The sequence below is a fragment of the Actinomadura sp. 6N118 genome (assembly GCF_044326415.1).
Classification (GTDB): Bacteria; Actinomycetota; Actinomycetes; order Streptosporangiales; family Streptosporangiaceae; genus Spirillospora.
In genome coordinates this window covers 156459-180042 of record NZ_JBIRAZ010000021.1, presented here as the reverse complement: position 1 = coordinate 180042, position 23584 = coordinate 156459, and the positions used below count along the sequence as shown (strand labels likewise).

26 protein-coding genes are annotated in these 23584 nt (G+C 69.9%); 11 read left to right on the top strand and 15 right to left on the bottom strand.

Annotated features, from left to right (window positions below):
* Positions 1 to 39 precede the first annotated feature (39 nt).
* Complete coding sequence (locus ACH34W_RS41550) at positions 40 to 300, bottom strand: hypothetical protein (protein WP_395966699.1); 261 nt, start codon at positions 298 to 300, stop codon at positions 40 to 42.
* A gap of 211 nt (positions 301 to 511) precedes the next feature.
* On the opposite strand from ACH34W_RS41550, the gene ACH34W_RS41545 reads away from it, so the two are divergent.
* Both ACH34W_RS41545 and ACH34W_RS41540 read left to right on the top strand, forming a co-directional pair.
* Positions 512 to 799, top strand: a complete 288-nt coding sequence (locus ACH34W_RS41545) for a hypothetical protein (RefSeq protein WP_395966698.1) — start codon at positions 512 to 514, stop codon at positions 797 to 799.
* Between the two features lie 95 nt (positions 800 to 894).
* Positions 895 to 1248 (top strand): hypothetical protein, encoded by a 354-nt coding sequence (locus tag ACH34W_RS41540; RefSeq protein WP_395966697.1) that lies wholly within the window; start codon positions 895 to 897, stop codon positions 1246 to 1248.
* A 4-nt stretch (positions 1249 to 1252) separates the two neighbouring features.
* On the opposite strand, the gene ACH34W_RS41535 is transcribed toward ACH34W_RS41540, so the two are convergent.
* On the bottom strand, positions 1253 to 1621 hold the full coding sequence (locus ACH34W_RS41535) for a hypothetical protein (RefSeq protein ID WP_395966696.1): 369 nt from the start codon (positions 1619 to 1621) through the stop codon (positions 1253 to 1255).
* A gap of 21 nt (positions 1622 to 1642) precedes the next feature.
* On the opposite strand from ACH34W_RS41535, the gene ACH34W_RS41530 reads away from it, so the two are divergent.
* The 3 genes from ACH34W_RS41530 (at position 1643) to ACH34W_RS41520 (ending at position 4496) form a co-directional block, all read left to right on the top strand.
* Positions 1643 to 1858, top strand: a complete 216-nt coding sequence (locus tag ACH34W_RS41530) for a hypothetical protein (RefSeq protein ID WP_395966695.1) — start codon at positions 1643 to 1645, stop codon at positions 1856 to 1858.
* Between the two features lie 291 nt (positions 1859 to 2149).
* Positions 2150 to 3373, top strand: coding sequence for a pentapeptide repeat-containing protein (locus ACH34W_RS41525; protein ID WP_395966694.1), 1224 nt, complete (start codon positions 2150 to 2152; stop codon positions 3371 to 3373).
* 184 nt (positions 3374 to 3557) lie between these two features.
* Positions 3558 to 4496, top strand: coding sequence for a tyrosine-type recombinase/integrase (locus tag ACH34W_RS41520; protein ID WP_395966693.1), 939 nt, complete (start codon positions 3558 to 3560; stop codon positions 4494 to 4496).
* A 20-nt stretch (positions 4497 to 4516) separates the two neighbouring features.
* Here the strand turns inward: ACH34W_RS41520 and ACH34W_RS41515 are convergent, their stop codons facing one another.
* Both ACH34W_RS41515 and ACH34W_RS41510 read right to left on the bottom strand, forming a co-directional pair.
* Positions 4517 to 5011 carry a hypothetical protein gene (locus ACH34W_RS41515; protein WP_395966692.1) on the bottom strand — a complete coding sequence of 165 codons (495 nt, stop codon included), beginning with the start codon at positions 5009 to 5011 and terminating at the stop codon, positions 4517 to 4519.
* A gap of 309 nt (positions 5012 to 5320) precedes the next feature.
* On the bottom strand, positions 5321 to 6253 hold the full coding sequence (locus ACH34W_RS41510; RefSeq protein ID WP_395966691.1) for a zinc-binding dehydrogenase: 933 nt from the start codon (positions 6251 to 6253) through the stop codon (positions 5321 to 5323).
* Positions 6254 to 6345: 92 nt separating this feature from the next.
* On the opposite strand from ACH34W_RS41510, the gene ACH34W_RS41505 reads away from it, so the two are divergent.
* Positions 6346 to 6957 carry a TetR family transcriptional regulator gene (locus tag ACH34W_RS41505; RefSeq protein ID WP_395966690.1) on the top strand — a complete coding sequence of 204 codons (612 nt, stop codon included), beginning with the start codon at positions 6346 to 6348 and terminating at the stop codon, positions 6955 to 6957.
* Between the two features lie 303 nt (positions 6958 to 7260).
* On the opposite strand, the gene ACH34W_RS41500 is transcribed toward ACH34W_RS41505, so the two are convergent.
* Complete coding sequence (locus ACH34W_RS41500) at positions 7261 to 7863, bottom strand: hypothetical protein (protein WP_395966689.1); 603 nt, start codon at positions 7861 to 7863, stop codon at positions 7261 to 7263.
* Positions 7864 to 7987: 124 nt separating this feature from the next.
* Complete coding sequence (locus tag ACH34W_RS41495; protein ID WP_395966688.1) at positions 7988 to 8725, bottom strand: SDR family oxidoreductase; 738 nt, start codon at positions 8723 to 8725, stop codon at positions 7988 to 7990.
* A gap of 84 nt (positions 8726 to 8809) precedes the next feature.
* On the opposite strand from ACH34W_RS41495, the gene ACH34W_RS41490 reads away from it, so the two are divergent.
* The gene (locus ACH34W_RS41490; RefSeq protein WP_395966687.1) at positions 8810 to 9238 is read left to right on the top strand and encodes a MarR family winged helix-turn-helix transcriptional regulator; all 429 of its coding nucleotides are present in this window, start codon (positions 8810 to 8812) and stop codon (positions 9236 to 9238) included.
* A 108-nt stretch (positions 9239 to 9346) separates the two neighbouring features.
* On the opposite strand, the gene ACH34W_RS41485 is transcribed toward ACH34W_RS41490, so the two are convergent.
* Genes ACH34W_RS41485 through ACH34W_RS41475 form a run of 3 tightly spaced genes read right to left on the bottom strand, consistent with a single transcriptional unit; the run spans position 9347 to position 11831 of the window.
* Complete coding sequence (locus ACH34W_RS41485; protein WP_395966686.1) at positions 9347 to 9631, bottom strand: hypothetical protein; 285 nt, start codon at positions 9629 to 9631, stop codon at positions 9347 to 9349.
* Positions 9628 to 10284: an RNA polymerase sigma factor gene (locus tag ACH34W_RS41480; protein ID WP_395966685.1), complete on the bottom strand. Its 657-nt coding sequence runs from the start codon at positions 10282 to 10284 to the stop codon at positions 9628 to 9630. The genes ACH34W_RS41485 and ACH34W_RS41480 overlap by 4 nt, the downstream gene beginning before the upstream one ends.
* Complete coding sequence (locus ACH34W_RS41475) at positions 10281 to 11831, bottom strand: sodium:solute symporter (RefSeq protein ID WP_395966684.1); 1551 nt, start codon at positions 11829 to 11831, stop codon at positions 10281 to 10283. Before ACH34W_RS41475 ends, ACH34W_RS41480 begins: the two co-directional genes overlap by 4 nt.
* A gap of 160 nt (positions 11832 to 11991) precedes the next feature.
* On the opposite strand from ACH34W_RS41475, the gene ACH34W_RS41470 reads away from it, so the two are divergent.
* The 3 genes from ACH34W_RS41470 (at position 11992) to ACH34W_RS41460 (ending at position 14914) form a co-directional block, all read left to right on the top strand.
* Positions 11992 to 12288: a DUF3311 domain-containing protein gene (locus tag ACH34W_RS41470; protein WP_395966683.1), complete on the top strand. Its 297-nt coding sequence runs from the start codon at positions 11992 to 11994 to the stop codon at positions 12286 to 12288.
* A 200-nt stretch (positions 12289 to 12488) separates the two neighbouring features.
* The gene (locus ACH34W_RS41465; RefSeq protein WP_395966682.1) at positions 12489 to 14678 is read left to right on the top strand and encodes a carbon starvation CstA family protein; all 2190 of its coding nucleotides are present in this window, start codon (positions 12489 to 12491) and stop codon (positions 14676 to 14678) included.
* A gap of 35 nt (positions 14679 to 14713) precedes the next feature.
* On the top strand, positions 14714 to 14914 hold the full coding sequence (locus ACH34W_RS41460) for a CstA-like transporter-associated (seleno)protein (RefSeq protein WP_395966681.1): 201 nt from the start codon (positions 14714 to 14716) through the stop codon (positions 14912 to 14914).
* A gap of 72 nt (positions 14915 to 14986) precedes the next feature.
* Here the strand turns inward: ACH34W_RS41460 and ACH34W_RS41455 are convergent, their stop codons facing one another.
* The 5 genes from ACH34W_RS41455 to ACH34W_RS41435 all read right to left on the bottom strand — a co-directional run bounded on the left by ACH34W_RS41455 (position 14987) and on the right by ACH34W_RS41435 (position 21490).
* Complete coding sequence (locus tag ACH34W_RS41455) at positions 14987 to 17311, bottom strand: hypothetical protein (protein ID WP_395966680.1); 2325 nt, start codon at positions 17309 to 17311, stop codon at positions 14987 to 14989.
* Between the two features lie 84 nt (positions 17312 to 17395).
* The gene (locus tag ACH34W_RS41450) at positions 17396 to 18739 is read right to left on the bottom strand and encodes an NAD(P)/FAD-dependent oxidoreductase (protein ID WP_395966679.1); all 1344 of its coding nucleotides are present in this window, start codon (positions 18737 to 18739) and stop codon (positions 17396 to 17398) included.
* Positions 18736 to 19647 carry an amino acid ABC transporter ATP-binding protein gene (locus ACH34W_RS41445; RefSeq protein WP_395966678.1) on the bottom strand — a complete coding sequence of 304 codons (912 nt, stop codon included), beginning with the start codon at positions 19645 to 19647 and terminating at the stop codon, positions 18736 to 18738. The genes ACH34W_RS41450 and ACH34W_RS41445 overlap by 4 nt, the downstream gene beginning before the upstream one ends.
* Positions 19644 to 20186 carry an amino acid ABC transporter permease gene (locus ACH34W_RS41440; RefSeq protein ID WP_395966677.1) on the bottom strand — a complete coding sequence of 181 codons (543 nt, stop codon included), beginning with the start codon at positions 20184 to 20186 and terminating at the stop codon, positions 19644 to 19646. The genes ACH34W_RS41445 and ACH34W_RS41440 overlap by 4 nt, the downstream gene beginning before the upstream one ends.
* On the bottom strand, positions 20183 to 21490 hold the full coding sequence (locus tag ACH34W_RS41435; protein ID WP_395966676.1) for an RNA-guided endonuclease InsQ/TnpB family protein: 1308 nt from the start codon (positions 21488 to 21490) through the stop codon (positions 20183 to 20185). The genes ACH34W_RS41440 and ACH34W_RS41435 overlap by 4 nt, the downstream gene beginning before the upstream one ends.
* Positions 21491 to 21558: 68 nt before the next feature.
* Between ACH34W_RS41435 and ACH34W_RS41430 the strand changes: the two genes are divergently transcribed.
* Positions 21559 to 22857 carry a CdaR family transcriptional regulator gene (locus tag ACH34W_RS41430; protein WP_395966675.1) on the top strand — a complete coding sequence of 433 codons (1299 nt, stop codon included), beginning with the start codon at positions 21559 to 21561 and terminating at the stop codon, positions 22855 to 22857.
* Between the two features lie 264 nt (positions 22858 to 23121).
* On the opposite strand, the gene ACH34W_RS41425 is transcribed toward ACH34W_RS41430, so the two are convergent.
* Complete coding sequence (locus ACH34W_RS41425) at positions 23122 to 23532, bottom strand: Dabb family protein (RefSeq protein WP_395966674.1); 411 nt, start codon at positions 23530 to 23532, stop codon at positions 23122 to 23124.
* Between the last annotated feature and the right edge of the window lie 52 nt (positions 23533 to 23584).

The window sequence follows — 23584 nt, the reverse complement described above, 5'->3', positions numbered from 1 at the left end:
AAAGAATGCATAGAAACCATTCACGACCGTCATCAAGAGTCATCGTCGCTGCGAACGGTGGCTGGTGATGAAGTCGGCCAGCGTCAGCTGGCCGAGGGTTTCGGTGTGGTGGTCGTCCAGTCGCTTGGCCTCGACGACCGGCTCCAGCAGGCGGCGTGGCAGCACCATCCAGCCCAGGCGCAGCGCGGTGCGCAGCTCGATCCGGCCGCGCGGATCGCCGTAGCCGTACGCCTCGGCTGGTGCCGCGCCCAGCGCCCGCCGCGCGGACCGCAGCCAGGCGGCCGTGGGGAAGCCCGACACGTCGGGGCTGCCCGGACGTAGATCAGGGGCAGCCGCGTGTCCGGCGCGAGCCTTCCGTCCCGTACGGCGGCACGCAGTGCTCGCTCAAGCCCGGCCCGGCGTCCCGCGCCCGGATCGATCTCCAGATGAAGGTCGAGGCCAAAAGTGGGCCAATCATTCGACATGAATCTGGATCTTAGAATGAGCCCAATCATCCCGTAGCGTCACGGCGGTGACCATGGACGAGACCCCCGGCGAAGCGACGGGACACGCCGGGGGAGCCCCACCGACCCTCCGGCGGAACGCCAGGACGCCCGTCGCCTCACGCGGGCTTGTCCGGCTGCTGGCCCTGACGTACGGCCTGACGATCGCCAACCTCTACTACTGCCAGCTGCTGCCCCGGATGGCCGAGTCCTACCCGACGTCGTCCGCGGTGGTGCACCTGACGACGGCGGGCCAGCCCGGCGCCAGGCCGGCCCTCGGCCCTGGTGATGGGCTACAGGGGGTGCAGAACTGGTGAGGTCGCGTATTCGTCTGGCACGTATTCTCCGTCCGCGTCGGAGGCCCAGTCACTGTCGGTGTTGATCCATAGGGTGGGCCACTTGGGTCGCTGCAGTGGTGCTGGTGGAGAGGGCGTTGGTCGTGACGTTCGAGGGCGGTGTCTGGCGGCTCGTGCGTCAGGGAAAGCTGGTCGGCGAGATCACCATCGAGACCGCAGATTGGCCCTGGCTCAACGGCCGGTTCGTTGCAGGGCCGGCGTTTCCAGATCTGGAGCCGTTGTTTTCGCAGGAGCTGGCACTCCTTGACAGCCTCGACGATGACTATGAGGCCTGGGAAGCGGTCCATGGGCAGATTGCCAGCGCGGTGCAGCTGGTTGCGCCGCATGGGCCGGTGGCTGAGTTCTTGCTTCACGTTCAGGACGATCAAGCTTGGTTCCGGTGGAGCGACGAACCGTTCGTCGAGGAGTAGGACATCATCGGCTGGGTTCCGCATGGTCTCCGGGGGCATAGCCGCTCCAGGGTCCTGCTGCCTCGGCTGCGATCCGGGCGATGGAGTCGTTGTTGTAGCCGAGCATGCCGGCGACGACTGGGGCGGGGGCTTGAAGGACGAATTGGCGGATCGCGGAGGTGCGGGCGTTGGTTCGGTGGAGGCCGAGGTCGCCCAGGCGCTTGGTGAGGGTGGTCGGGTGGATGGGCTGGCCGGCTCGTCGGCCGGGGAACAGCCAGTGGCTGTGGGGGTTGGTCGCGGTGTGCATGTTCTGCCGGTTCGCGACGTACTGGAGTAGCAAGCTTGCGAACGGCTCGGGAACTGTGGTCGGCGGGTCTCCGAGCTTAAGGAGCACCTCGCTGCCGGATCGTAGACATTGCCGCCCAGCGACAGCCGGACGCCGCGGGCGGCCAATGATGTGGCCGCCGAGGGGCAGAGCGTCGACGCCGACGACCTGGCCACCGTCTCGCCCTACATCACCCACACCGTGCGCCGGTTCGGGAACTGGACACTCAACCTGACCCCGCCCGACCAGGCCCCGGCCACCCGGCTCGACCTCGAACCGCGGGTGCTGTTCGCGCCGAAGACCTGAGCCACCCGCTTCCGTGATGTGGCAGGGAATGGCCCATTCCCTGCCACGACCGCATCCGGCCGCGCCTGGCATCTCCGTTCCCACCTGGCCTGCCGGTGGCGGCCCGTACCGTCGAAGGCGGCACATTCCCTGTCACACCAGCCAGCCAGGAGCCGACGTGCGCGTTCCCGCCACGCCCGAGGACACCGCCACCGCCGCAGACCCCCCAGGAGGCGACCTACCGACAGCCGGCCGATCCGCGCGGCGCCGACCGCTGGCTGTGGGGACCTGGAGCCATGCGGAGCAGATGCCATGAGCGGCCCCGGGGAGCACAGCCCCGGCGACGACCATCCCCCCGCCGAACCATCCGACCCCATCGAGCCGGGTGGGACTGATCCGGACGAGCCGGCGCGACACGATCGCGGGCAGGGCGGCACCACACGCCCCTCGGCCATCGCCAGGCGGCGCCGGTCGCTGCTGGGGCGGCCCCGAGTGCGGATCACCATGCCGACCCAGGCCGACCTCGACCGGCTCCCCGCCGAGGTGCGGATGGAGCTGCGCAACCAGCAGCGGGCCCAACGGCATCAATGGCTCAACTCGCTGGGGATCTTGTTCGGTGTGCTGTTCGCCGCGGGCAGCCTGGTTGCCAGCGGCCTGGCCCTGCGTACCGCCCAAGAAGACCTGCGCACCTCCCAGGAGAACGTGCGGATCGCCAGGGAAAGCCAGCTCACCGACCGCTACGCCAAAACCCTCGAACCCCTCACCAGCGACAACACCACCATCCGCCTCGCCGCCATCCACGCTCTCGACCGGCTCCTGGCCGACTCCCAACGCGACCGCGCCGCCATCACCGCAGTACTGGCCGGCTTCATCCGCGACCGAGACCCCGCCCCCACCACCAAGGACAAAGACCTCCCCTTGGAGCCCTCTGTCGACATCACCGCCGCACTCACCACCCTGGCCAACAACCCCCACCCCGTCCCGCCCCTGGACTTGCACGGCATCCGCACCCCCTTCATGCGCCTCGGCAACGCCCGCTTCAACAAAGCCGACCTCAGCGGCGCGAACCTGGACGGCGCGGACCTGGACGGCGCGCACCTGATCGGCGCGCACCTGCGCGACGCGGACCTGGGCAACGCGCACCTGCGCGGCGCGCACCTGGGCGACGCGAACCTGGACCGCGCGGACCTGCACGGCGCGCACCTGTACGGCGCGGACCTGCACGGCGCGGTCCTGATCGGCGCGGACCTGATCGGCGCGTACCTGGACGGCGCGCACCTGCGCGACGCGGACCTGCGCGACGCGCACCTGATCGGCGCGGACCTGCGCGACGCGCATCTGATCGGCGCGGACCTGCGCGGCGCGGACCTGCGCCAGGCGGACCTGCGCGGCGCGGACCTGCGCCAGGCGGACCTGCGCGGCGCGGACCTGCGCCAGGCGGACCTGCGCGGCGCGGACCTGCGCGGTGCGCCCTATTCCGTGGACCTGGACGAGGTCCGCCGGGTGGCGGTGACCGACAAGACCACCCGGTGGTGACGCCGGGCCGTCTCGACCACGACGATCTGGACAGCAAAAGGGCGGCAGGTGTGGTGATCAACTCCAGGGCCCACCAGGAGCGTACCCGCGGCCTGGCCGGCCCTCTGGGCCACAGCCCCAGGACGGTACCCCGCAACGACGCTGAGCTGCGCACCTGCCTTCGGCCGCGCAGTTCCCGGATCTGATGACCGCTCGCGCCGTTCCCGTCGCTAGTGTCACCCTGGCCGAGGCGGCCGACGCGTTCTTGGCCCGCCGCGACCTGGACACCGACACGCTGCGCTCCTACGGCCAGATGCTGCGGCGGCTGCGCCGCGACCTCGGCGACACCCTCCCGCTCGGCCAGGTCACCGCCGAGCAGGCCGCCACGGTCTTCACCACGGCGTGGGACGACGCGGCGGCCCGCACCTGGAACCGGCACCGCTCGGCGCTACGTTCCTTCACCGCTTGGGCGGCCGGGCCCGGCCGCGGCTGGGTCACCACCGACCTGGCCGCTCTGATCGACCGCCGCCCCGAGCCCCGTGACCGCACCCGCGCCATCGACCGCCACATCGTCACCGCGATCCTGAACCGCCGCGACGTCGCGCTGCGCGAGAAGACGCTGCGCAGGCTGCTGTACGAGTCGGCGGCCCGTGCCGACGAGGTCCTAGCGCTCAACATCGAGGACCTCGACCTGGACAACAAGCGCGGCCGGACCACCGGCAAAGGCGGCGACATCCGCTGGATCCACTGGCAGTCCAGCACCGCCCGCCTACTCCCACGCCTGATCGGTGGACGCGCCAGCGGCCCGCTGTTCCTGGCCGACCGCCGCCCCGCCCCCGCCCGCACGCCCGCGACCTCCGACCTATGCCCGAACACCGGCCGCGGCCGCCTGTCCTACGAGCGCGCCGAATACCTGTTCAAACAGGACACCAAGCAACACGACCCCCGCCGACGCGGCTACACCCTCCACCAACTCCGCCACTCCCGGCTCACCCACCTGGCCGAGGACGGCTGGTCAGCTCCCATGCTGATGGCGCTGTCCGGACACGAGAACATCCGCAGCCTGGCCATCTACACCAACGTCAGCACCGAAGCCGTCGGCACCGCTCTCGCCCAGCAAGACCCAGCCCGCCGGCATCGCTGACGCGCGCTCGTTGCCCCACCTCACGAGACGTGGCGGCAGAGCGCGTGCTGCCGGTAGCCACCGGGCACACCACCACCGACCGCGTCCCAGAACGGCCGCGAATCGACGAAGTGCCCGCCGAGGGTGTGCCAAGCCAGCCCCGGATACTCCTGGCGAAGCGCCGCCAGCCCGGCGCTGGCCAACCCGCACCGCTGATACTCCGGCAGCGTGTAAGGCTGCTCGACCCAGCCCATGCAGCACCGGCGGCAGATCTGATAATCGACCGCGAACGCGAACTCGACCTCACCCTCCAACCGAGCCGCCCGCTCCCGCCACCCCGGCCGCTCGGCCGAGACCGTGTCCTGCCACGGCGTCTCCAACACCGGCACGACCGGCCAGCCACGCCGCCGCCCGAGACGACCCCGGCTCACCCACCGCAGGATCTCCCGCCACGGCTCCCGTCCGGACACACGCCCTACCTGGTCGGCCCGCCCGGCAAGCCGACGCACCGCCCGCTTCCCATCATCAACCGCCATCCCACCATGGTCCCCCCGAAGATCTCCTCAACCAGCGGAGACATCAGCTCGCGGCCCCTTCCTGGCGTATTCCGGCTGCACCCCTACAGCAGGCTCACGCCCCACCAAATCGAGGAAGGCATCCACCACCTCGCCACCATCCTGAACTCAGAGGACCTCACCACTCGACCCGCCGAAGGCAGCCACGGGTGACGACGTTGCGTGGTCGATCAGCCCGTCGTTGCTTCCCAGCGATGGCCCGCGTCCCCGGGGTCACGTGCCGAGTGCGAGGGTTTGGATTCGGACGCCGTGTCCCGCGACTCCTTCGCTTCAGGCGATGTCGAGGACCGCTTTGCCGTGCAGGCGGCCGTCAAGCAGGGTCTGCGCCGCCTCGGCGTAACGGGTCCACGGACCGCGCCAGGTGATCCCGGGGTCAAGGCGGCCGGCGGCGACCTCGGCGGCCAGCCAGGTCAGGTCCGCGGAGAAGTCCGCGGCCGGCTCGCCGTACAGGTGGAAGGTTCGGATGGAGCGGTCGTGCCGTCCACCGGCGGCCAGCAGGGCCTCCGGGGGAAGGACGGAGTCGGCACCCGACGACCGCCCCACGTTCACCAGCGTGCCGTGGGCCTCCATGGCGTTGAAGGCGTCCACCAGATGCTGGCCGCCGACGTTGTCCAGCACGCCGAACACCGGTTGCTCGACCGTGGCGGGATCGGTGTGGACCTGATGCGCCCCCAGGGTGCGCAGTTCGTCCGCCCGGGACGGATTCCTGCTGATCGCCACCACCTCGGCCCCTGCGCGGGCGGCGAGCTGGACCGCGTAGCGGCCGACCCCGCCTGACGCACCGGTGACCATGACCCGGCGGCCCATCAGCTGGCCCATGCGGCGCAGGACATGAAGCGCGGTCAGCCCGGCGACCGGGACGGTGCTGACGGCGCCGAGATCCGCATCGTCCGGAACGACGCCGAGGCGGGCGGCCGGCACGGCGCGCAGTTGCGCCCAGCCGGTCACCCCCACGGTGACGACACGGGTTCCGGCTGCGGGGCTCGTTCCGTCGGCCGCGGCCCGGACCACGGTGCCGGCCGCGTCCCAGCCGATCACAGTGCCCTCCGGGGCCTTGGGGTCGGCGGCGTCGCTCACCTCTCCGTAGTTGAGCGAGACCGCTTCGACCTGCACCAGCGCCTCGCTGGGCGCGGGTATCGGCTCGGGGACGTCGGTCAGGGTGAGGTGCGCCGGGGCGCTGTGGTCGACAACAAGGGCACGCACAGGTCTGTCTCCTTCACCAGAAAGTGCCATAGTGTGGCATTTGCGTCAACGTAGCACATGCCTGGTTGGAGCGGTCTGGCTATGCTGGACCGGTGACGACCGCCCACCAGCCACCCCCCGCCCAGCCCGCCTCCCTGCGGGAGCGCAAGAAGCTGCGCACCCGTCAGGCGCTGGCCGACACCGCTGTGGCGCTCTTCGCGGAGCGGGGATTCGACAGCACGCCGCTGGACGCAGTGCTGGAACGGGTGGAGGTGTCGCGTCGGACCTTCTTCCGCAACTACCGCTCGAAGGAGGACGTGGCCCTCACCGCCGTCAAGGAGTTGTGGAGCACGTTCCTGGCGGCCCTGGGCGAGCGCGAGCAGTCAGGGCGCCTGGTCGACGTGTTCCGTGACACGATGCTGGTCGCCCTCGACCGCATGGGAGGCACCTGGCATCCGCGCTTCGCGGCCACCTTGAAACTGATCGAGGAGTCACCGTCGCTGAACGGATACTCGCTGCGGCACTGCGACGAGATCCAGAGCGAGATCAAGCAACGGCTCGCCACCCCGGACACCCTCCAACAGCGACTCGCGCTGGAGTTCTGCGTCGCCGCATGGCGCTGCGCGTACGACCAGTGGCTTCCCGACTGCGATCCGGCACAGCTGCCCCGATGCGTCCGCGGCGCCTTCGACTCCATGAACGACGCACTGAACGCAGAGATTTGACCGGCGGACCGCCGCCTCGCGCAGAACGTCCCGTTCGGTGGGGCCGCCGTGCGGCATGCTGATCAGCACGTGCAGGCCTGCGGCGATGCCGTGCACGGTGAAACCGGGCGCTGAGCCGTCCGTCAGCGGCCGCAGACGGTACCGGCGACGCCTGTAGTGCAGTCGAGGAAACGGTCTTGGACTCAAATGATCAGTGCGGCGTCAGCGGGCCGGCGGGGGTGGGCGGGCGGCTTCGGTTCGCAGACCATCCACCGTTGAAGTCAGGCCGTCCGCGACGGCAACGGGAAAAGGGCCCTGGCGCGGTCAGCCGTAGAAGGTGACCAGGTCCCGCAGCGGTAGCGGTCCATCAGGGAACCCGCGTGCGAACGTGTTGAAGTCGAGCGTCTCGTCCACCGCGGCCAACAGGACCTTGACCAGTTCGGCCGCCTCCACCTGGTCAACGATCGCGCCGTACACCTGGCGCATCTGCGGCATCCGCGCGGCCGTCACATGCCCGATGACCGGCGCGTGCTTGGCTTGCGGCGTGCTGGTGAACGGGTTGTCGTACATGAACCCCGTTGGCGTGAGCTCACGCGGCACGCCGACACTCTCGAACTCCTCGCTCGCCTCTTGCAAGTACTGCGCGCCCAGCCGCAGCGGCCCGAAATCGAAGCGGGTCGACTCGCCGTACTCGATCACGTCCTGCCATACGCACGCATAGGCGTCGCCAGCCCCCGGGTCCTTGGGACGACCACCGAAGATGTCGTCGACGGCCTCGACCACCGTCCGAGACGCCTCCATCTCCCCACGCGCGTCGATGACCGCGGCGCGCTCGCGGCTCATCTCCACCGTGCCGGGCGCGGGACGCTGAATCCAGCCGGCCACGCTCTGGATACCCACGCTGTAGATCGTGAGCTGCGTACTCATCGGTCTCCTCTGCCCCAGCCGTCCCGTGTCCTGCGTAGGACGCGATCATGCACATCGCGGTTCCCTGCACTCAGGTCTGGACGGAGCCGACTGTGCGGTCCATGAAGGCCCGGCCGGTGTCGCGTCAGGACAGGCCCCCATCGACGGTGATGCTCTGACCGGTTATCCACCTGGCCGCATCGGAGACGAGGAAGCCGACGACCTCGGCGATGTCCTCTGGCTCGCCCAATCGGCCGAGTGGGGTCTGGGCGATGAGCGCTTCAACCGGAGCCGAGGCCGCCGCGAACCCATCGGTGTTGGTCGGTCCGGGCAAGACGCTGTTGACGGTGATGCCGCGCGAGCCGATCTCACGAGCAAAGGTGCGGACGAGGTGCTCACCGGCGGCCTTGCTGGCCGCGTACAGGGCTTCGCCCGGCGGGTTGAAACGAGTGGCCACCGAGGAGATGAACACGATCCGGCCGCTGTCGCGCATCCTGTGCCCGGCCTCGCGCAGCGCGACGAAGGTGGCCTGGGCGTTCAGCGAGAAGGCGTGCTCGTAATCGCTGTCGGTGGCGGCGGCCAGGGGACTCCGCACAAATCCGGCGGCGTTGTGCACCAGCACGTCCAGGCCGCCGTAGTGCTGCTCGGCCGCGTCGAGCAGCATGCGGAATTCCCCAGGGTCGGCGGCGTCCGCGCGCGTCATCATGGCGCGACCGCCGCCTGCCTCGATGTCGGCAACCACCTGTTTCGCCGAGGCGGCGTCGGTGCGGTAATTGACGACGACGGCCGCCCCACCGGCGGCCAGCCGCAGCGCGGTCGCTCGGCCGATCCCTCGTGAGCTCCCGGTGACAACCGCTACCCGGTCGGTGGCGTTCGATGGCATGGCGCCTCATTTAGTCGATGATGTGGACTGTTGGCGTCACAGACTAAATAGTTGATGTCATGGACTGTCAAGTACCCTCTGCTCATGAGCCACCCAGCACACGATCCGGAACTCGCAGAAGCGTTGCTCGAACTGTGCTGCGTGATCGAGGGAATCAGGGCCGCTGCGAGCCGAGAGCTCGGGCTCACTCCTCAGCAGGCCCAACTGCTCACCACGGTGGCTCCCCAGGAGCTGACCCACGGCGAGCTGGCGAGCCAGTTGCATTGCGACAAGACCAACATCACCGGCCTGGTCGATCGCCTGGAACGGCGTGAGCTGGTACGACGCCGGCCCGATGCCGAAGATCGCCGGGTGACCAAGGTGTTCGTCACCGATCAGGGCGCGGAACTGGTCACGCGCTTCAGGAAGGCAGTCAGCACGGCGATCGCAGAGCCTCTAGCGTCCTGGCCGGCCACTCGCCATCATCAGCTCGTCACTCTCGCCCGCACCACGACCGAGGCGCTCCGCAGATAGGCGCCGGCCACGCCGCCGGCAGCACGCTGGACAGCGTTTGAGGATCATGCGACTGGGGCGCGGAGCCAGATCCGGATCGAGCGACGTCGATGGTCCTGGCCCACGCCGCTACGGCGAGCCGGGAGGCATGGCTGGGGGCTGCGCCGGTGCCGGGTCGTTGAAGATGACGTGCGGCTGTTCGGGCATGTGGTTGAGGGCCCACAGGCCTGCCGCGTCGGCCAGGGCGAACACGACGGCCGCCAGGATCGCCAGGGTGAGGCGTCGTTTGCGCTCACGGCGGCGCCATTCGCGCTGGACCCGCCGGTAGGCGTCTGGAGCGGGTTGCACCCCGCCCGCCAGGGTGTCGAGGGCCATACGCAGCTGATCTTCGGTGTCCACCGGCCGACCGGTCATCGTCGCTCCTGCATGATCTTGGTTAGGGCGGTCATCCCGCGGGCGGTGTGCACCTTGACGGCGCCACAGGAGATGCCCATCGCCGCGGCGATGTCGCTTTCGCGCAGACCGAGCCAGTATCGCAGCACCAGCGTCTCTCGCTGCCGTGCGGACAGCCGGCGCAGCGCCTCGATGAGGGCTCTCTGGTCGTCGTGCAGCATGGCGACGCTCTCCGCCGACTGCTCGGAATCCGCCGTCCAGTCCGCGTGCTTGCGGACGACCTGCAGGTGGCGCAGCCGCATCCGGGTGAGATTGCAGACCACCGACCGCAGGTAGGGGAGCGCGGCCTCGGCCGAGCGCAGCCGGTTCCATCGGCGATGCAGCTGGCAGAAGGCCTCGGAGACGATGTCCTCGGCGTCGTCGGCGCCCAGTAGCACGGCCAGCCTCAGCAGGCCGGTGTAGTGGGTGTCGAACAACTGGGTCAGCGCGGCCTCCCGGTCCACGTCGCGCAGATCGGACGGGAAGGGTTCGTCCTCACCCTGGGCCGCTGGGGTCGGGCTCACGATGGGGGGCCCGTTCACCACAGGCGGGACGTTCATCACCGGCGGGGCATGCGCGACGGAGCCCTCCGCGGCGGCGATCTCCGGCGCCTGGCCTTGCGTGATTCCGGTCATGAGATCGTCTCCGCCCCGGACCACCGATTCGGCGGTGTCCGGGTCGTCAGGTCACGACCACGCGGTACGCCCACCCTGTCCAAGATGAAAGTGAGAATCACCGCGATGGACAAGTTGAGTGTAAGGGCGGCCAAAGCGGCGTACACCTGCACGTTCCAGCCGTCGGGGCCGATGGGCACGACGGAGGAGAAACCGCTGCTCACCACCATGAGGGTGCCTGCGGCCATGCCGGCCGCCCAGCCGGCCAAAAGCGCCGTGTGATGCAGCCGGCGCGTGAACAGCCCGATGGCGACGGCGGGGAAGGTCTGCAGGATCCAGACGCCGCCGAGCAGTTGCAGGTTGATGGAGTCCTGGTTGCGGAGCCCGAACACGAAGCAGACCGCCCCGATCTTGGCACACAGCGAGACCAGCTGCGCGACCCGGGTCTGGTGCTTGGGCGTGGCGTTCGGGTGGAAGTACTCAACGTAGATGTTGCGGACGAACAGCGTCGCCACGGCGATCGACATGACGGCCGCCGGTACGAGCGCGCCCACAGCGAGCGCGCCGAAGACCAGGCCGGTGAGCGCCGCCGGCGTGAGCTCCTGGACCAGCAGCGGTACCGCTGCCTCGGCGTTGCCCGGAGGGGCCTGGACGCCTGCCGCGAGCGCCGCCACCCCGAGAATCGCGAACAGCCCCAGCACCGCGGTCCAGGCCGGCAGCGCGATCGAGGCACGACGCAGCGCGTCCGGTCCCGACGCCGCGAAGGCCGCGGTGAGCACGTGGGGGTACATCAGCAGGGCCATGGCCGATCCGAGCGCGAGGCTCGCGTACACCGGGAACATGTCCGGAGCGAGCGTGAGCGAGGCGCGGCTCGGCCCGCCCGCCGACAGCGCGCGCTCCGCGCCGTCGAACATCGGCCCCGGCCCGCCGAGCCGGTCGAGGACGAGGAAGCACACCGCCAGCACCGAGCAGAAGATCGCCGTGCCCTTCACCAGCGAGATGATCGTGGGTGCACGCAGCCCGTGCCGGTAGGTCGCCACCGCGAGCACGGCGAACACCGCGACCAGCGCGAGGTCGCCCGTCGCCCCGCGCGGATACAGCCCGCCCGCGGCCAGCACCGCCCGGATGCCCACCAGCTGCAGCGCGATGTAGGGCATGGTGGCCAGCACACCGGTGACGGCGACGGCGAGCGCCAGCCCCGGCGATCCGTAGCGGCCGCGGACGAAGTCGGCGACCGTGATGTACCCGTGCCGGCTGGCCATCGTCCACAGTCGCGGCCACAGGACGTAGGCGAGCGGATAGACGATCACGGTGTAGGACAGGGCGAAGAAGCCGAGCGCGCCCGTGCCGTAAACCAGGCCAGGCACGGCGGCGAAGGTGTAGGCGGTGTAGATCGTTCCGCCGAGCAGGAACCAGGTGGTCGGCGCGCCGAACCGGCGGTCGGCCAGCGCCCAGCTCTCCAGCGTGGGCAGCTCGGGGGCGGGCCGGAACCAGCGCGCCGCCACCGCGAGCAGCGAAGTGCCGACGAGCACGGCGAGGAAGGCGATCGCACTCGCCGGCTCGATCATCCGCCACCGCCTCCACTGCGGGCTTCATTGCGTAAGAGTTGCGCAGTTCACACTTTCGGTTGACATGTTTTATCCGCGAAATATTTCTAATTTCGGCGTCAACCGTGGGCCGTGTACCGGCAACTCTGCACCAAGACCGCAGAACACTCCGGAGGGCGCGATGGCGAAGCCGACTCGGCCGGCACGACGGGGGCCGAAGCCAGATCGGCCGGCACGACGACGGTGGCCCGCTCGGCAGGTCGCCGCCGGCGTCTGCCTGGCGGTTCCGGTCGTGGCGCTCGTGTGCATGCCCTGGTACGCCCATCACGTGCCGAGCGTCGCCGGAGTGAGGTCGTTCTACTGGTACCAGTTCGCGTGGGTACCGGGCAGCGTCGTGTTCATGGTCGCCGCATACCTGCTGCGCGGCCCCCGGGACCGGCCGCCGCGCGAGCACACCAAGCGCCACCGGCCGCGCTAGCGGGCCGACCGCGCCAGCGGGGCCAGCCGCGCTAGCGGGGCCAGCTGCGCTAGCGGGCCCGGCCGCGCTAGCGGGGCCGCACCTCTTACCCCTCAATCCACACCCTCAACAGGACCGCGCCCGGGCCTTCATCGCCCGACCCCACCACAGGCACCGCGCGTGGTCCTGCCTTGCCCTGCCCGAGTTCAGGAGGATCACTCATGCCCAGATCCGGCACCCCCGGCGGCCCCAGCGGGCCCCGCTCGAAGATCAACCTCAGGTCGGTGCTCGTCTGGAGCACGGTCGCGATCGCAGGCGCGGTCGCCTGGGCCGTCCTGGCCCTGTCCCGCGGCGAGAGCGTCTCGGCGATCTGGCTGGTCGTCGCCGCGCTCGGCTCGTACGCGATCGCCTACCGCTTCTACTCGCGCTTCATCGCCCGGCGGGTCCTCGGCGTCGACGACCGCCGCGCCACCCCCGCCGAACGGCTGGACGACGGGATCGACTACCAGCCGACCGACCGGCGGGTGCTCCTCGGCCACCACTTCGCCGCCATCGCCGGTGCCGGACCGCTGGTCGGGCCGGTGCTCGCGGCGCAGATGGGGTATCTGCCCGGAACCATCTGGATCGTCGTCGGGGTGATCTTCGCCGGGGCGGTCCAGGACATGGTCACGCTGTTCTTCTCGCTGCGCCGCGACGGCAAGAGCCTGGGCCAGATGGTCCGCGAGGAGATCGGTCCGGTGGGCGGCGCGGCCGCGCTGATCGCCGTGCTGGCCATCATGATCATCCTGCTGGCCGTCCTGGCCATGGTCGTGGTCAAGGCGCTGGCCGACTCCCCGTGGGGCACGTTCTCCATCGCGATGACCATTCCCATCGCCCTGCTGATGGGCTTCTATCTGCGGGTACTTCGGCCGGGCCGGGTAATGGAGACCTCGGCGATCGGGGTCGTGCTGCTACTGCTGGCCATCGTCGGCGGTGGCTGGGTCGAGGAGTCCAGCTGGGCCGAGGCCTTCACCCTCTCCCCGGAGGCCCTGGTGATCTGCCTGGTGGTGTACGGGTTCGTCGCCTCCGTGCTGCCGGTCTGGATGTTGCTGGCCCCACGCGACTACCTGTCCACGTTCATGAAGATCGGCACCATCGGGCTGCTCGCCGTCGGGGTGATCATCTCCGCGCCGCAGATGCAGAACGAGGCCGTCACCAAGTTCGCCCACAACGGCCTGGGGCCGGTGTTCTCCGGGTCGCTCTTCCCCTTCGTGTTCATCACCATCGCTTGCGGCGCCTTGTCGGGCTTCCATGCCCTCATCGCCTCCGGCACCACCCCGAAGATGATCGAGAAGGAGTCGCAGGTCCGCCTGATCGGCTACGGCGCCATGCTCATGGAGTCGGGCGTGGCCATCATGGCGCTGATCGCCGCATCCATCCTCGACCCGGGGCTGTACTACGCCCTCAACGCCCCGGCCGCCATGCTCGGGACCACACCCGAAAGCGCGGCGGCGGCGGTGACGAACCTGGGTTTCTCCATCACTCCGGACGACCTGCGCACGGCGGCCGCGGCGGTCCACGAGCAGAGCCTGATCGCCCGGACGGGTGGCGCCCCCACGCTCGCGGTCGGCATGTCGAACATCCTGTCCGACGTGTTCGGCGGCGGGGCCCTCAAGGCGTTCTGGTACCACTTCGCGATCATGTTCGAGGCCCTGTTCATCCTCACCACCGTCGACGCGGGCACCCGCGTCGGGCGTTTCATGCTGCAGGACACCCTCGGCAACGTCTGGAAGCCGCTCGGGCGGGTCAGCTGGAAGCCGGGCCTCTGGGCCACCAGCGCGGTCATCGTCCTGGCCTGGGGATACTTCCTCTACGTCGGTGTCACCGACCCGCTGGGCGGCATCAACCAGCTGTTCCCGCTGTTCGGCATCGCCAACCAGCTGCTCGCCGCCATCGCCCTCACCCTCGCCACCACCATCCTGATCAAGAGCGGCAAGCTCCGGTGGGCCTGGGTCACCGGCGTGCCGCTCGCCTGGGACGCGGCGGTCACCCTGACCGCCAGCTGGCAGAAGGTCTTCCACGACGACCCCCGGATCGGCTTCTTCGCCCAGCGCGAGAAGTACGCCGACGCGATCGAGGCGGGCAAGGTGCTCCCCCCGGCCAAGAACATGGACGAGATGCACACCATCGTCACCAACTCCACCGTCGACGGCGTCCTGGCGGCGATGTTCGCGCTGCTGGTCATCCTCGTGATCGGGAACGCGGCGTTGGTGTGCTGGCGCGCCGTGCGCTCGCGCGAGCCGCTGCCGATCTCGGAGGCCCCCTACATGGTGTCGACCATCACCGCCCCGGCCGGGCTGTTCGCCTCCAACGGGGAGCACCGTCAACTGGCGGAGGTCGGCGCGGGCACGGGCGAGGGGGAACGGCCATGACTCACCCCCACGAAAACGCTCTGCGGGCTCGGTGCATGCGCGGGCCCCGCGTGACCCCGCGCTCGGTGCTGCGCTTCGCGCGGTGGTACGTCCGCGAACTCACGGGCGCGGCCGGCTACGACCGCTACCTCGCCCGGCACAGCGAGCATTCCCACGAGCCGCCCCTGTCCCGGCGGGACTACGAACGCCGGCGGACGGAGCAGCAGATGGAGAACCCCGGCACGCGCTGCTGCTGACCGGATCTCACCCCGGAGGAGTCCAGGCACGTCATGCCAACGTCACTCGGGCGTTGGCATGACGTGCCCCCGCTACGCGCGGGTGTCCCCGCTACGCGCGGGTGCCGCCGGTCTCTGGCTTGTCGCGGCGGCGGCGGTTTGGAGGAGTTCGGCGACTGTTCCGGTGAAGCCTGGGAGCATGCGCAGCGCGAGAATCCATGGCTCGCGGGCGGGGTCGAGGTGGTCGCGTACCAGCGGGGTGACGGCCGCCCGGGCTTCCGGGCTGGTCATGGCGGCGAGCGCAGCGTCGGCCGGGTGCGCGAGCGTGACCACCTGCTCCCAGGTCACCGCGCCCGCGCGGACCGCGCCGTATAGCCACGAGCCTGCGCTGTTGTCGCCGAGGATCTCCTGGGGAGTCTCGCCCTCGATCACGGAGTTCGTGTACTCGATCCAGCGCCACCGCCGCCGGTCGGCCTCGGCGCGAATCTCCTGTGGGCACTCGGGAATCTCGGCCAGGCCGAGCAGCACGACGATGCCGAACGGCTTGCGCCGGTGTTCGGCGATGATCTCGTCCCAGTGCCACAGGTGCGCCTCGCGGAACACGTCCGCCGAAGGATGCCTGCCCTGCGTTCGCAGTTCGGCGATCTGGGCCTCGGCGGTCTCGGCGGCGGCGACGGTGGCGCGCAGTTCCTCCAGTGCCGCGACGGCGTCCTGCTGGGCCAGCAGTTTGGTGACGGTTTTGCGCACCTCGCGGCGGATGACGTTGCGGGAGAACGTCTTCCCCTTCGGCTCTTTGTCGAGCAGGCCGCGCACCGCCTTGGGGCCGCCGCGTTCCCACAGGTTGAGCAGCAGGCGGAGCTGCGGGGTGATGCCACGCACGCGGACATGCGACAGGATGCGTCGTTGCAGCCGCACGTTGGAGCAACTGATCGCGTCGCGGGCGCGGAACCCGCCGTCGCGCTCCATCAGCCGCTCGACCAGGTCCTTGCTCAGCCGTCCCGACAGCAGCCGTTCCCGCTGTGGGCCCGTCGTGCCGGTCCGCAGGAACAGCCGGGCGTTGACAGCCAGATCGTTCCGGCTCATCAACACCTCGATGGCCTCCGAAGTGAGCGACGGCCGCTGCGCCAGCGCGAGCCGGTAGCGCTTCTGCTTGGCCTCCATCGCGAAGTCGAGCCATTCGTCGCGCCAGACACCCTGGCCGAACAGGTCGCCGACCGTGCGGTCGTCCAGGTGCCTCAGCAGGACCAGGTGCGTCTCGACAGCCGCGGCGTCCAGCAGGGTCACGAACTTCGCCCGCGTTCCCGAGACGGAGGCGGCGCGGTCCCAGGCGGGCAGTTCGCCCGCGCCCGGCCACGTGGCCGCCGCCTTCTTGCTCCCCGAGGCCTTGGCAGCCTTGGCGGCCTCGGCCAGCAGCTCGGCGATGTCTCCGCTGAAGCGGGAAAGGCGGTCGCGGACCTCGCGCCAGGCCCCGACGTCGTTGCCGAGGTGCTCGGCGACCAGCGCGGGCAGTCCGGACTCGTCCTTGGTGTGGATCTTCGCTGGAGGCGAGGGCGGGTGCAGTTCCTCGGGGCAGTCGGAGCGCGTCGCCAGGGCCTTCAGCGAGTACTTCCCGAACGGGCGGTCCGCGTGCGCGCGCCGGACCGCATCCCAGTCGATGCGGTCGCGGAGTCCCACCATGTCGAGGGGGAACTCCAGGGAATCGTGCCACGGATCGTTCTCGTAGAGTTCCTCGATGAGGCCTTCGGTGCCCTCGGCGACGGTCACCGCGTCGCGCAACGCGGCGGTGTCGCCGTTGGCCAGGACGGTGCGCAGGACCTCGGCGACCTTCGGACGGAACTTGTTCTGGTTGAGATGGCCCAGCGTCGCGAGGCCACCGTCGTGGTCGTGGACGGTGAGCAGCCCGCGCAACTGCTCGGCGCGAGTGAGCTCGGAGGAGATGTCGATGAGCGTCGTGCGCGCGGACCGTCCCACCGGGCACACCACCAGGGCGCGGCGTCGGCGCGTTGGACTGTTTCCGAGGTGTGCAAGGACGCCTGCCGGTTTCGTCCAGTCCTCGTGTGGCCGGGCGGCGGCCAGCACCGCGCGGCGGCCGCGCAACGGCCACCAGTTCGTGTCGGGATAGTTGGGCCTGCCGAAGTTGATGGCGCGCGCCACATCCGGATGACCGGTCGCGGCGATGCGGGCCTGCAAGTCGAGGTCGTCGCCGAGGGTGTCCTTGTTGGACGCCAGTTGTTTGAGGCAATCGATGCGGTGCTCCTCCAGGAGCGCCGCGACGAGCGGCGAGGGCAACGGCCCTTCCGACAGGGCCTCCTCGAAACGGTCGGCGGCCGAGGCCAGCACCGGACGCCAGTCGGCCAGGGCGGAGGAACAAAACAAGGCGGACAACGCCCGCTGGTCGGTGTCGATGAGGTGCTCCAAATATGCCGTTTTGGGGCAGGAGCGTAGTCCGCAAGTAACGATCTTCACCAACGGTGGAGTCCATCACCCGCTTCGGTGGGTCGATCAGAGGGGTTCTCCGGTTTCGCGGCGGCGGTGGAGTGTGAGGCCGGCGAAGCGGTCGCTGCGGAACGGTTCAAGGTCGGCCGGACGGCGGTCCGTGGTGATGTAGTCGGCCATCGCCTTGCCGGTCACGGGGGCGAGGGTGATGCCGAGCATGCCGTGCCCGGTGGCCACGTAGGCGTTGCGGGTGGTGGCGACCCGGTCGAGGACGGGCAGTCCGTCCGGCAGCATGGGGCGTCCGCCCACCCAGGGATCGTGGATGAGCGCCATCAGTTCGTCCGGCGAGTCGTACCACTGGCCCAGGTAGTCGCGGCTGGCCCGGGCGATCGCCACGATGCGGCGCCAGTCAAGCCTCCGGTTGTTGCCGCTCAGCTCCATCGTCCCGGCGATGCGCGTGGTTCCGCCGATGGGGGAGACCGCGACGTGCTTGTCGCCCAGGTACATCGGGTGCACGGGGGCGGGATCGAGCTTCACCGAGAAGCTGTAGCCCTTCCCCGCCTGCAACGGCAGCCGAACGTCCAGGAGCCGCAGCAGGTCGGCCGACCAGACGCCTGCGGAGACCACCGCTGACGAGCACCTGATGTCGTCCCCGGTGGTACGGACCGCCACCACGCGTCCGCCGGATTTGCGGAAGCCCCGGACGGCGGTGTGCTCGCTGATCGTCACGCCTTCCTTGCGCAGCCGCTCGGCCAGCGACTCCACGAAGGCGTTCGGGTCGATGACGCCCTCGCCGCGGACGAGGTAGCCGGCGGTCACCTTGCCGCCCACCGCCGGGTCCAGTTCGGCCAGTTCCGCCGCGTTGAGGATCTCGCCGGGCACCTCGTACCCTGCCCCGGTCATGGCGCGCTGGGTTTCCAGTACGCGCCGGGCCTCCTCCCCTGAGCAGAAGGCATGGAGCAGGCCGGGGCGCGTCAGCGTGGTCACGACTCCGTCGTCGGTGAGCTCCGTGAACCGTTCGAACGTGTTCTGTGCGAAGCGGGCGACCGCCGCGTACCCATGGTCGAAGCTCTTGCGGGAGCAGCTCCTCTGGAACATCACGAGCCAGCGCAGGAAGGCCAGAGTCGGCTGCGGACGCAGATACAGCGGCGAGTCGGGCCGTCCGATCGAACGCGCGGCATGCCAAGTGACCCCGGGTGCGGGGACCGGAGCGGAGTGGCTCAGGCAGACCCACCCCGCATTCCCCCGGGACGAACCGCCGCCGACCGGGCCACGGTCGACAACGTGCACCGGTACGCCCTGCCGGTGGAGATGGAAGGCGATGCAGAGGCCGATCGCGCCGCCGCCGATGACGACGACCGGAACGCCGTTGTGCCCGCCGGCCCTGTTGTCTCCGGACAGGCCGCTCACCGGCCCGAACCGTCGTAGGAGGCCAGGAACGCCCGGGTACGCGCTTCTTGCGGATCGTCCAGGACCTCCTCGGGCGTTCCCTGCTCGATGATGCGCCCACCGTCGAGGAAGGCGATCCGGTCGGAGATCTCCCGCGCGAACGGCACCTCATGGGTCACGATCGCCATCGTCATGCCGAATTCGGCGAGCCCTCGGATGACGCGCAGCACCTCGCGCGTCGACTCCGGGTCCAGCGCCGAGGTCGGCTCATCGAACAGCAGTACCGCCGGTTGCAGCGCGAGCGCCCGCGCGATGGCCACCCGTTGCTGCTCTCCTCCCGACATCTGCTCGGGAAAGGCCAGCGCACGGTGGTCCACCCCGACGCGGCGCAGCAGCTGGACGGCCGTCTCCAGGGCCTGGTCCTCGCTGACCTTGGCGGCCTTCATCTGCGCGAGCACCACGTTCTCGATCGCGGTGAGGTGCGGGAACAGGTGGAACCGCTGGAAGACCATCCCGACGCGCTGGCGCAGCTCGGCCAGGTCGCGGTACACCGCCCGGTCACCCGAGAAGACCGGCTCCCCGGCGAGCTCGATCGTCGCCCGGTCGGGCCGTTCCAGCAGGTTGACGCAGCGCAGGAGGGTGCTCTTCCCGCCGCCGCTGCTGCCGAGAAGGCTGACGATCTCCCCGGCACGGATCTCCAGGTCGATGTCGTCGAGCACCAGCCGTCCGTCGAACGACTTCGACAGCCCGCTGATCCGCACGACCGCCGGCCCGGCGGTGGGCACCGCCACCGATTCTCCCGCGGATTCCCCCGCGGCCGGCTCCGCGATGGGTTCCGTCGCGGACGGCTTTCCCTCTGGGTCGGCGGCCGTCGCCGGGACGGCGTCCGCTGGGTTCTCCGGTCCTGATCTGGCCTTTTTGAGTTTCATGCGGCGGTCTCCGATGCGAGCATGGCGCGGGCCTTGCGGAGTCGGCGCCGGCGGCCGAGGGTCAGCGGGGCGCCCGCGCGGACCTTGCGTTCCAGCCACAGGAGCGCCTGTGACAGCGGATAGCACAGCGCGAAATAGACGGCCGCGATGACGACGTACACCTCCAGGGCGCGGAAGGTGTCGGAGGTGATCAGCTGCGCCTGGGTCATCAGCTCCGCCGCCGAGATGGTCACCAGCAGGGACGTCGACTTGAGCAGGTCGACCAGGAAGGTGTTGGTCCCGGGCAGCGCCAGCCGCAGCGCCTGCGGGAAGATCACGTGGGTGAGCGTGCCGAGCCTGCTCATGCCCAGGGCGCTGGCGCTCTCGCGCTGGCCGTCGTGCACGCCGGCCAGCGCGGAACGGAAGATCTCCGACAGATAGGCCGCGTAGAACACCACCAGGCTCAGGGCCCCCGCCTCCAGGGCGCCCATCTTCAGCCCGACCGAGGTCAGCCCGAAGTAGGTGATGAAGATGATCGCCAGCAACGGGATGTTCGTCACCTTCTCGGCCGTGAACGGCCGGGCTTGGAGGCCCGGTGATTCCGTTCACGCTTCGTCGCGCTCCCTGGTCGCCACTGGTTGTGGTGCTGGGGCGCATCACCCCTTTGTCCCGTGCCTGGCCCGGGTGGGCTGGTGGTGGGGTCGGGGTCGGGCATGGTGACAAATGCCCACGCCGTGCGCGCCCGGTTGCGGACGTTCACGGCGGCGATGTCGTCGGCCAGGCCAGCGAGCCCGCACGCGACGCACAGAAATTGGCCCCGGGTGGGGCGGTTCTTCTTCGAGACGTGTCCACACCACGGGGTGGGGCACTTCTGCGAGGTGTAGGCCGGATCCACCTGCAGGAACGGCACCCCGGCCCGCAGGGCCTTATAGGCCAGGAAGGTGCCGAGCTGGTGGAACGGCCAACTGGAGAGCGTGGCCCGCTGGTGCCGCTTGAGCCGGACCCGGTCACGGATCCCATCGAGGTGCTCGATGGCAATGCCGCGTCCGGTGCGTTGGGCATCGGCCACGATCTGCTTGGAGATGATGTGATTCTGGTTGGTCGCGTGCCGCGCCTCACGCTGCGTGCGTTTGGCCAGCCTGCGCGCCGCCGAGCGGGACCCGGCCGCCTTCTTGGCCTGCAGCTCGGCGCGGCGACGGGCCTGGGCCCGCCGGTAGCGTTTCAGGCCCTGACCCTGGAAGTTGGTCCCGTCGCTGGTGGTCGCCAGATTGTGGATCCCCCGGTCCACCCCGATCCAATCCACGGGATCGGGGTTGAGCGGGGCTTCTTCGATCTCGCAGGTGGCGTACAGGAACCACAGGCCGTCCCGCAGCACCAGGTCCGATTCGCCCTGGCGGTGCTCGGCCAGGGTCTTCAGCTGCGCGGCCGACCCGGTGAACGCGATGCCCGGCAACCGGCCGTGCACCGTCCAGATGCTCACGGTGCGCGCGTCGACCTGCCAGGACAGGCACCGGTCATCAAACGGGTGCGCCGCATCGGCCCGGAACGCGATCGGCTTGGACTCGGCCTTTCGGCGACGCCGGGAGCGTTCCCCACCCAGCAGCCCGGCGTCGATCTGGGCGTGCAGCGTGGTGTAGGCGTCAGCGACCTTACGGATCACATGCAACGCAGGCTGCGCCGACAACCCCGACGCCTTCACCTCGGCGTACACGGCCTTCTGCAGCTTGGCGCGGGAGAACACCCTGGTGTCGTACGCGCGGGCCGACACCCGGTTCGCCGCCTGATTGCACGCGTGCAGGGTCGCGCTCAGTGCCGCCGCCTGCTCAGGCGTCGGCAGCAGCTTCACCTGCACCACCAACTTCACGACCACGAAGGTAGCGGTACGCACCGACAAAATCACACAACGCAAACCTGATCACGCAGCAAGCCCCCATGACCCATAGGCCACCACACACCCGGCAACGGCGGCTACCACGCCCAGAAACCAGGGAAGCGATTCCTCCCGGCTACAACGTCCTGATCACCGACCGTGACGACATCGTCATCGGCAGCGGCGACACCAGCCGCATCGGCTCGTTCCACGAGGCGTCGGTTCAGGTCATGCTCACCCAGGAGGCGGCGGCGCACTCCGCCGGGGAGGCCCGCCGGCTGCGGGGCGTACGGCCCGGGATCACCCTGCCCATCGTCATCGACGGCGACGCGGTCGGCACCGTCGGGATCACCGGATCGCCCGCCCAGGTCGGACGCTTCGGCCGGGTCGTCAAGCGGCAGACCGAGATCCTGCTCCAGGAGTCAATCCTCCTGCGATCCCGGCTGCTGCGTGAACGCGCGGCCGAAGACCTGCTCCGCGAGATCGCCCACTTCGACCCAGAAGTGGTGGCCCCGGACGACCTGGTGGCGCGCTCGGCAGATCTCGGCTACGACCTGCGCGCGCCCCGCGTGGCCGTCATCGTCGACATCGGCGGCACCGGCCCGTCCGTCTCCCATGTCGACCCGTCCGCCCCGGATGCGGGAACGACCCCGGGCGCGGGAACGACCCCGGGCGCGGGAACGACCTCGGATGCGGGGATGAGGACCCCAGGCGTGGACGCCCGGGCGCAGCGGGCCGACGCGGACATGGTGCGGGCGCTTCCGCCCCGGGTGATCCGGGAGGCGTTCGCCGACTCTCAGGACCTGGTCGCGGGGATGGCTGCGGGCCGGTTCGCCGTGCTGCACCAGACCCACGACCGGCCCGTCCGGGGCCTGGTGCCCTTGTGCGAGTCGATCGTCGAAGGCCTCCAGCGGAGGCTGGCGTTGCCGGCACGGATCGGGATCGGCACGGCCGCGTCCTCGGTGGCCGCGCTGCGCGACTCTTACGAGGACGCCGCGTCGGCCCTCCGCCTCGGGCCCCGCGCCCGGCCCGGCATCAGCGTCCACGTCATCGAGGACCTGCGGGTCCACCGGCTGATCGCCGCGGTCGCCCCGCGCACCAGGGCCCGCTTCACCGCCTCACTGATCCCCGCCCTGCGCGCCCGCTCCGACTGGCCGATGCTCCGCCGCACGATCATGGTCTGGTGTGAGAGCGGCTTCAGCCTGGTACGGACGGCGGCCACCCTCAACATCCACCGCAACACACTGATCTACCGGCTGGACCGGATCGCCCAACTCTCGGGCCACCCCGTGCGCGACCATCCTGCCGCCCTCGCCCTATACCTCGCCTGCATCGCAGACCAAGTAGATCCTCACACCTGATCCCACCCGGGCCGGTGAGGGGGCAGCGACCACAACGGCACTGGTAGGTCCCGGAACCGGAGACCTACCGCGCTCAGGAAGGACGTGCACCCATGCCCTCGTTCAAAGCGTTCGCCGACGAATCCCAGGTCTTCGCCACCTGACCGGGCCACGCCGACCCCAGGTGCAGGGACTCCCGCAGCACGTCACCAGCGGCTCAGGACGTCGACCAGGGTGTCCGGGTCAGATTCCCGCCTGGAGCACCGTCGGCGTCGCGCCGCGCGTTCAGGCCCGGTGCGGCTCGGAGGCACCGCTCGGGATCGCGTTGAGGAGGCGCTCCCACTCCGGGTACATCGCGAGCTTCTTCTGGTGCATGACGATGATCTTCTCGTTCAGGTCCGGGTCGGAGTCGTCCGAGAACCGGACGTGGGTGAGGCGGGCCAGGTACGGCAGGATCTCGGGGTCGCCCGCCATGTGGACCGGGTCGTGGATGTAGCGTTCCAGCGCGGCGAGGTCCGGGATCGCCACGCAGTATCCATGGGTGAGGCCGTCGTCGGCGTCGCCCAGTTCGGGTCCGACGAACGAGAAGGACGTCGACTCCACGGCCGAGGTTCGCCGCATCGCGGCGAGGGCGGCCTCCTTCCGTGCCGGCGTGGTGTCCGCCTTGAAGCTGAAACGCTGCGTGATCACGATCATTCTGCTCTCCTTCACACGGTGTGCTTGTGACCGTAGGGCCCGTCAGCAAGAC

Coding starts and splice junctions, on each gene's coding strand:
- ACH34W_RS41525 (WP_395966694.1), top strand. CDS start 2,150: ATGAGCGGCCCCGGGGAGCACAGCCCCGGCGACGACCATCCCCCCGCC.
- ACH34W_RS41520 (WP_395966693.1), top strand. CDS start 3,558: ATGACCGCTCGCGCCGTTCCCGTCGCTAGTGTCACCCTGGCCGAGGCG.
- ACH34W_RS41515 (WP_395966692.1), bottom strand. CDS start 5,011: ATGGCGGTTGATGATGGGAAGCGGGCGGTGCGTCGGCTTGCCGGGCGG.
- ACH34W_RS41500 (WP_395966689.1), bottom strand. CDS start 7,863: ATGAGTACGCAGCTCACGATCTACAGCGTGGGTATCCAGAGCGTGGCC.
- ACH34W_RS41495 (WP_395966688.1), bottom strand. CDS start 8,725: ATGCCATCGAACGCCACCGACCGGGTAGCGGTTGTCACCGGGAGCTCA.
- ACH34W_RS41490 (WP_395966687.1), top strand. CDS start 8,810: ATGAGCCACCCAGCACACGATCCGGAACTCGCAGAAGCGTTGCTCGAA.
- ACH34W_RS41485 (WP_395966686.1), bottom strand. CDS start 9,631: ATGACCGGTCGGCCGGTGGACACCGAAGATCAGCTGCGTATGGCCCTC.
- ACH34W_RS41480 (WP_395966685.1), bottom strand. CDS start 10,284: ATGACCGGAATCACGCAAGGCCAGGCGCCGGAGATCGCCGCCGCGGAG.
- ACH34W_RS41475 (WP_395966684.1), bottom strand. CDS start 11,831: ATGATCGAGCCGGCGAGTGCGATCGCCTTCCTCGCCGTGCTCGTCGGC.
- ACH34W_RS41470 (WP_395966683.1), top strand. CDS start 11,992: ATGGCGAAGCCGACTCGGCCGGCACGACGGGGGCCGAAGCCAGATCGG.
- ACH34W_RS41465 (WP_395966682.1), top strand. CDS start 12,489: ATGCCCAGATCCGGCACCCCCGGCGGCCCCAGCGGGCCCCGCTCGAAG.
- ACH34W_RS41460 (WP_395966681.1), top strand. CDS start 14,714: ATGCGCGGGCCCCGCGTGACCCCGCGCTCGGTGCTGCGCTTCGCGCGG.
- ACH34W_RS41445 (WP_395966678.1), bottom strand. CDS start 19,647: ATGAAACTCAAAAAGGCCAGATCAGGACCGGAGAACCCAGCGGACGCC.
- ACH34W_RS41430 (WP_395966675.1), top strand. CDS start 21,559: ATGACCCATAGGCCACCACACACCCGGCAACGGCGGCTACCACGCCCA.
- ACH34W_RS41425 (WP_395966674.1), bottom strand. CDS start 23,532: ATGATCGTGATCACGCAGCGTTTCAGCTTCAAGGCGGACACCACGCCG.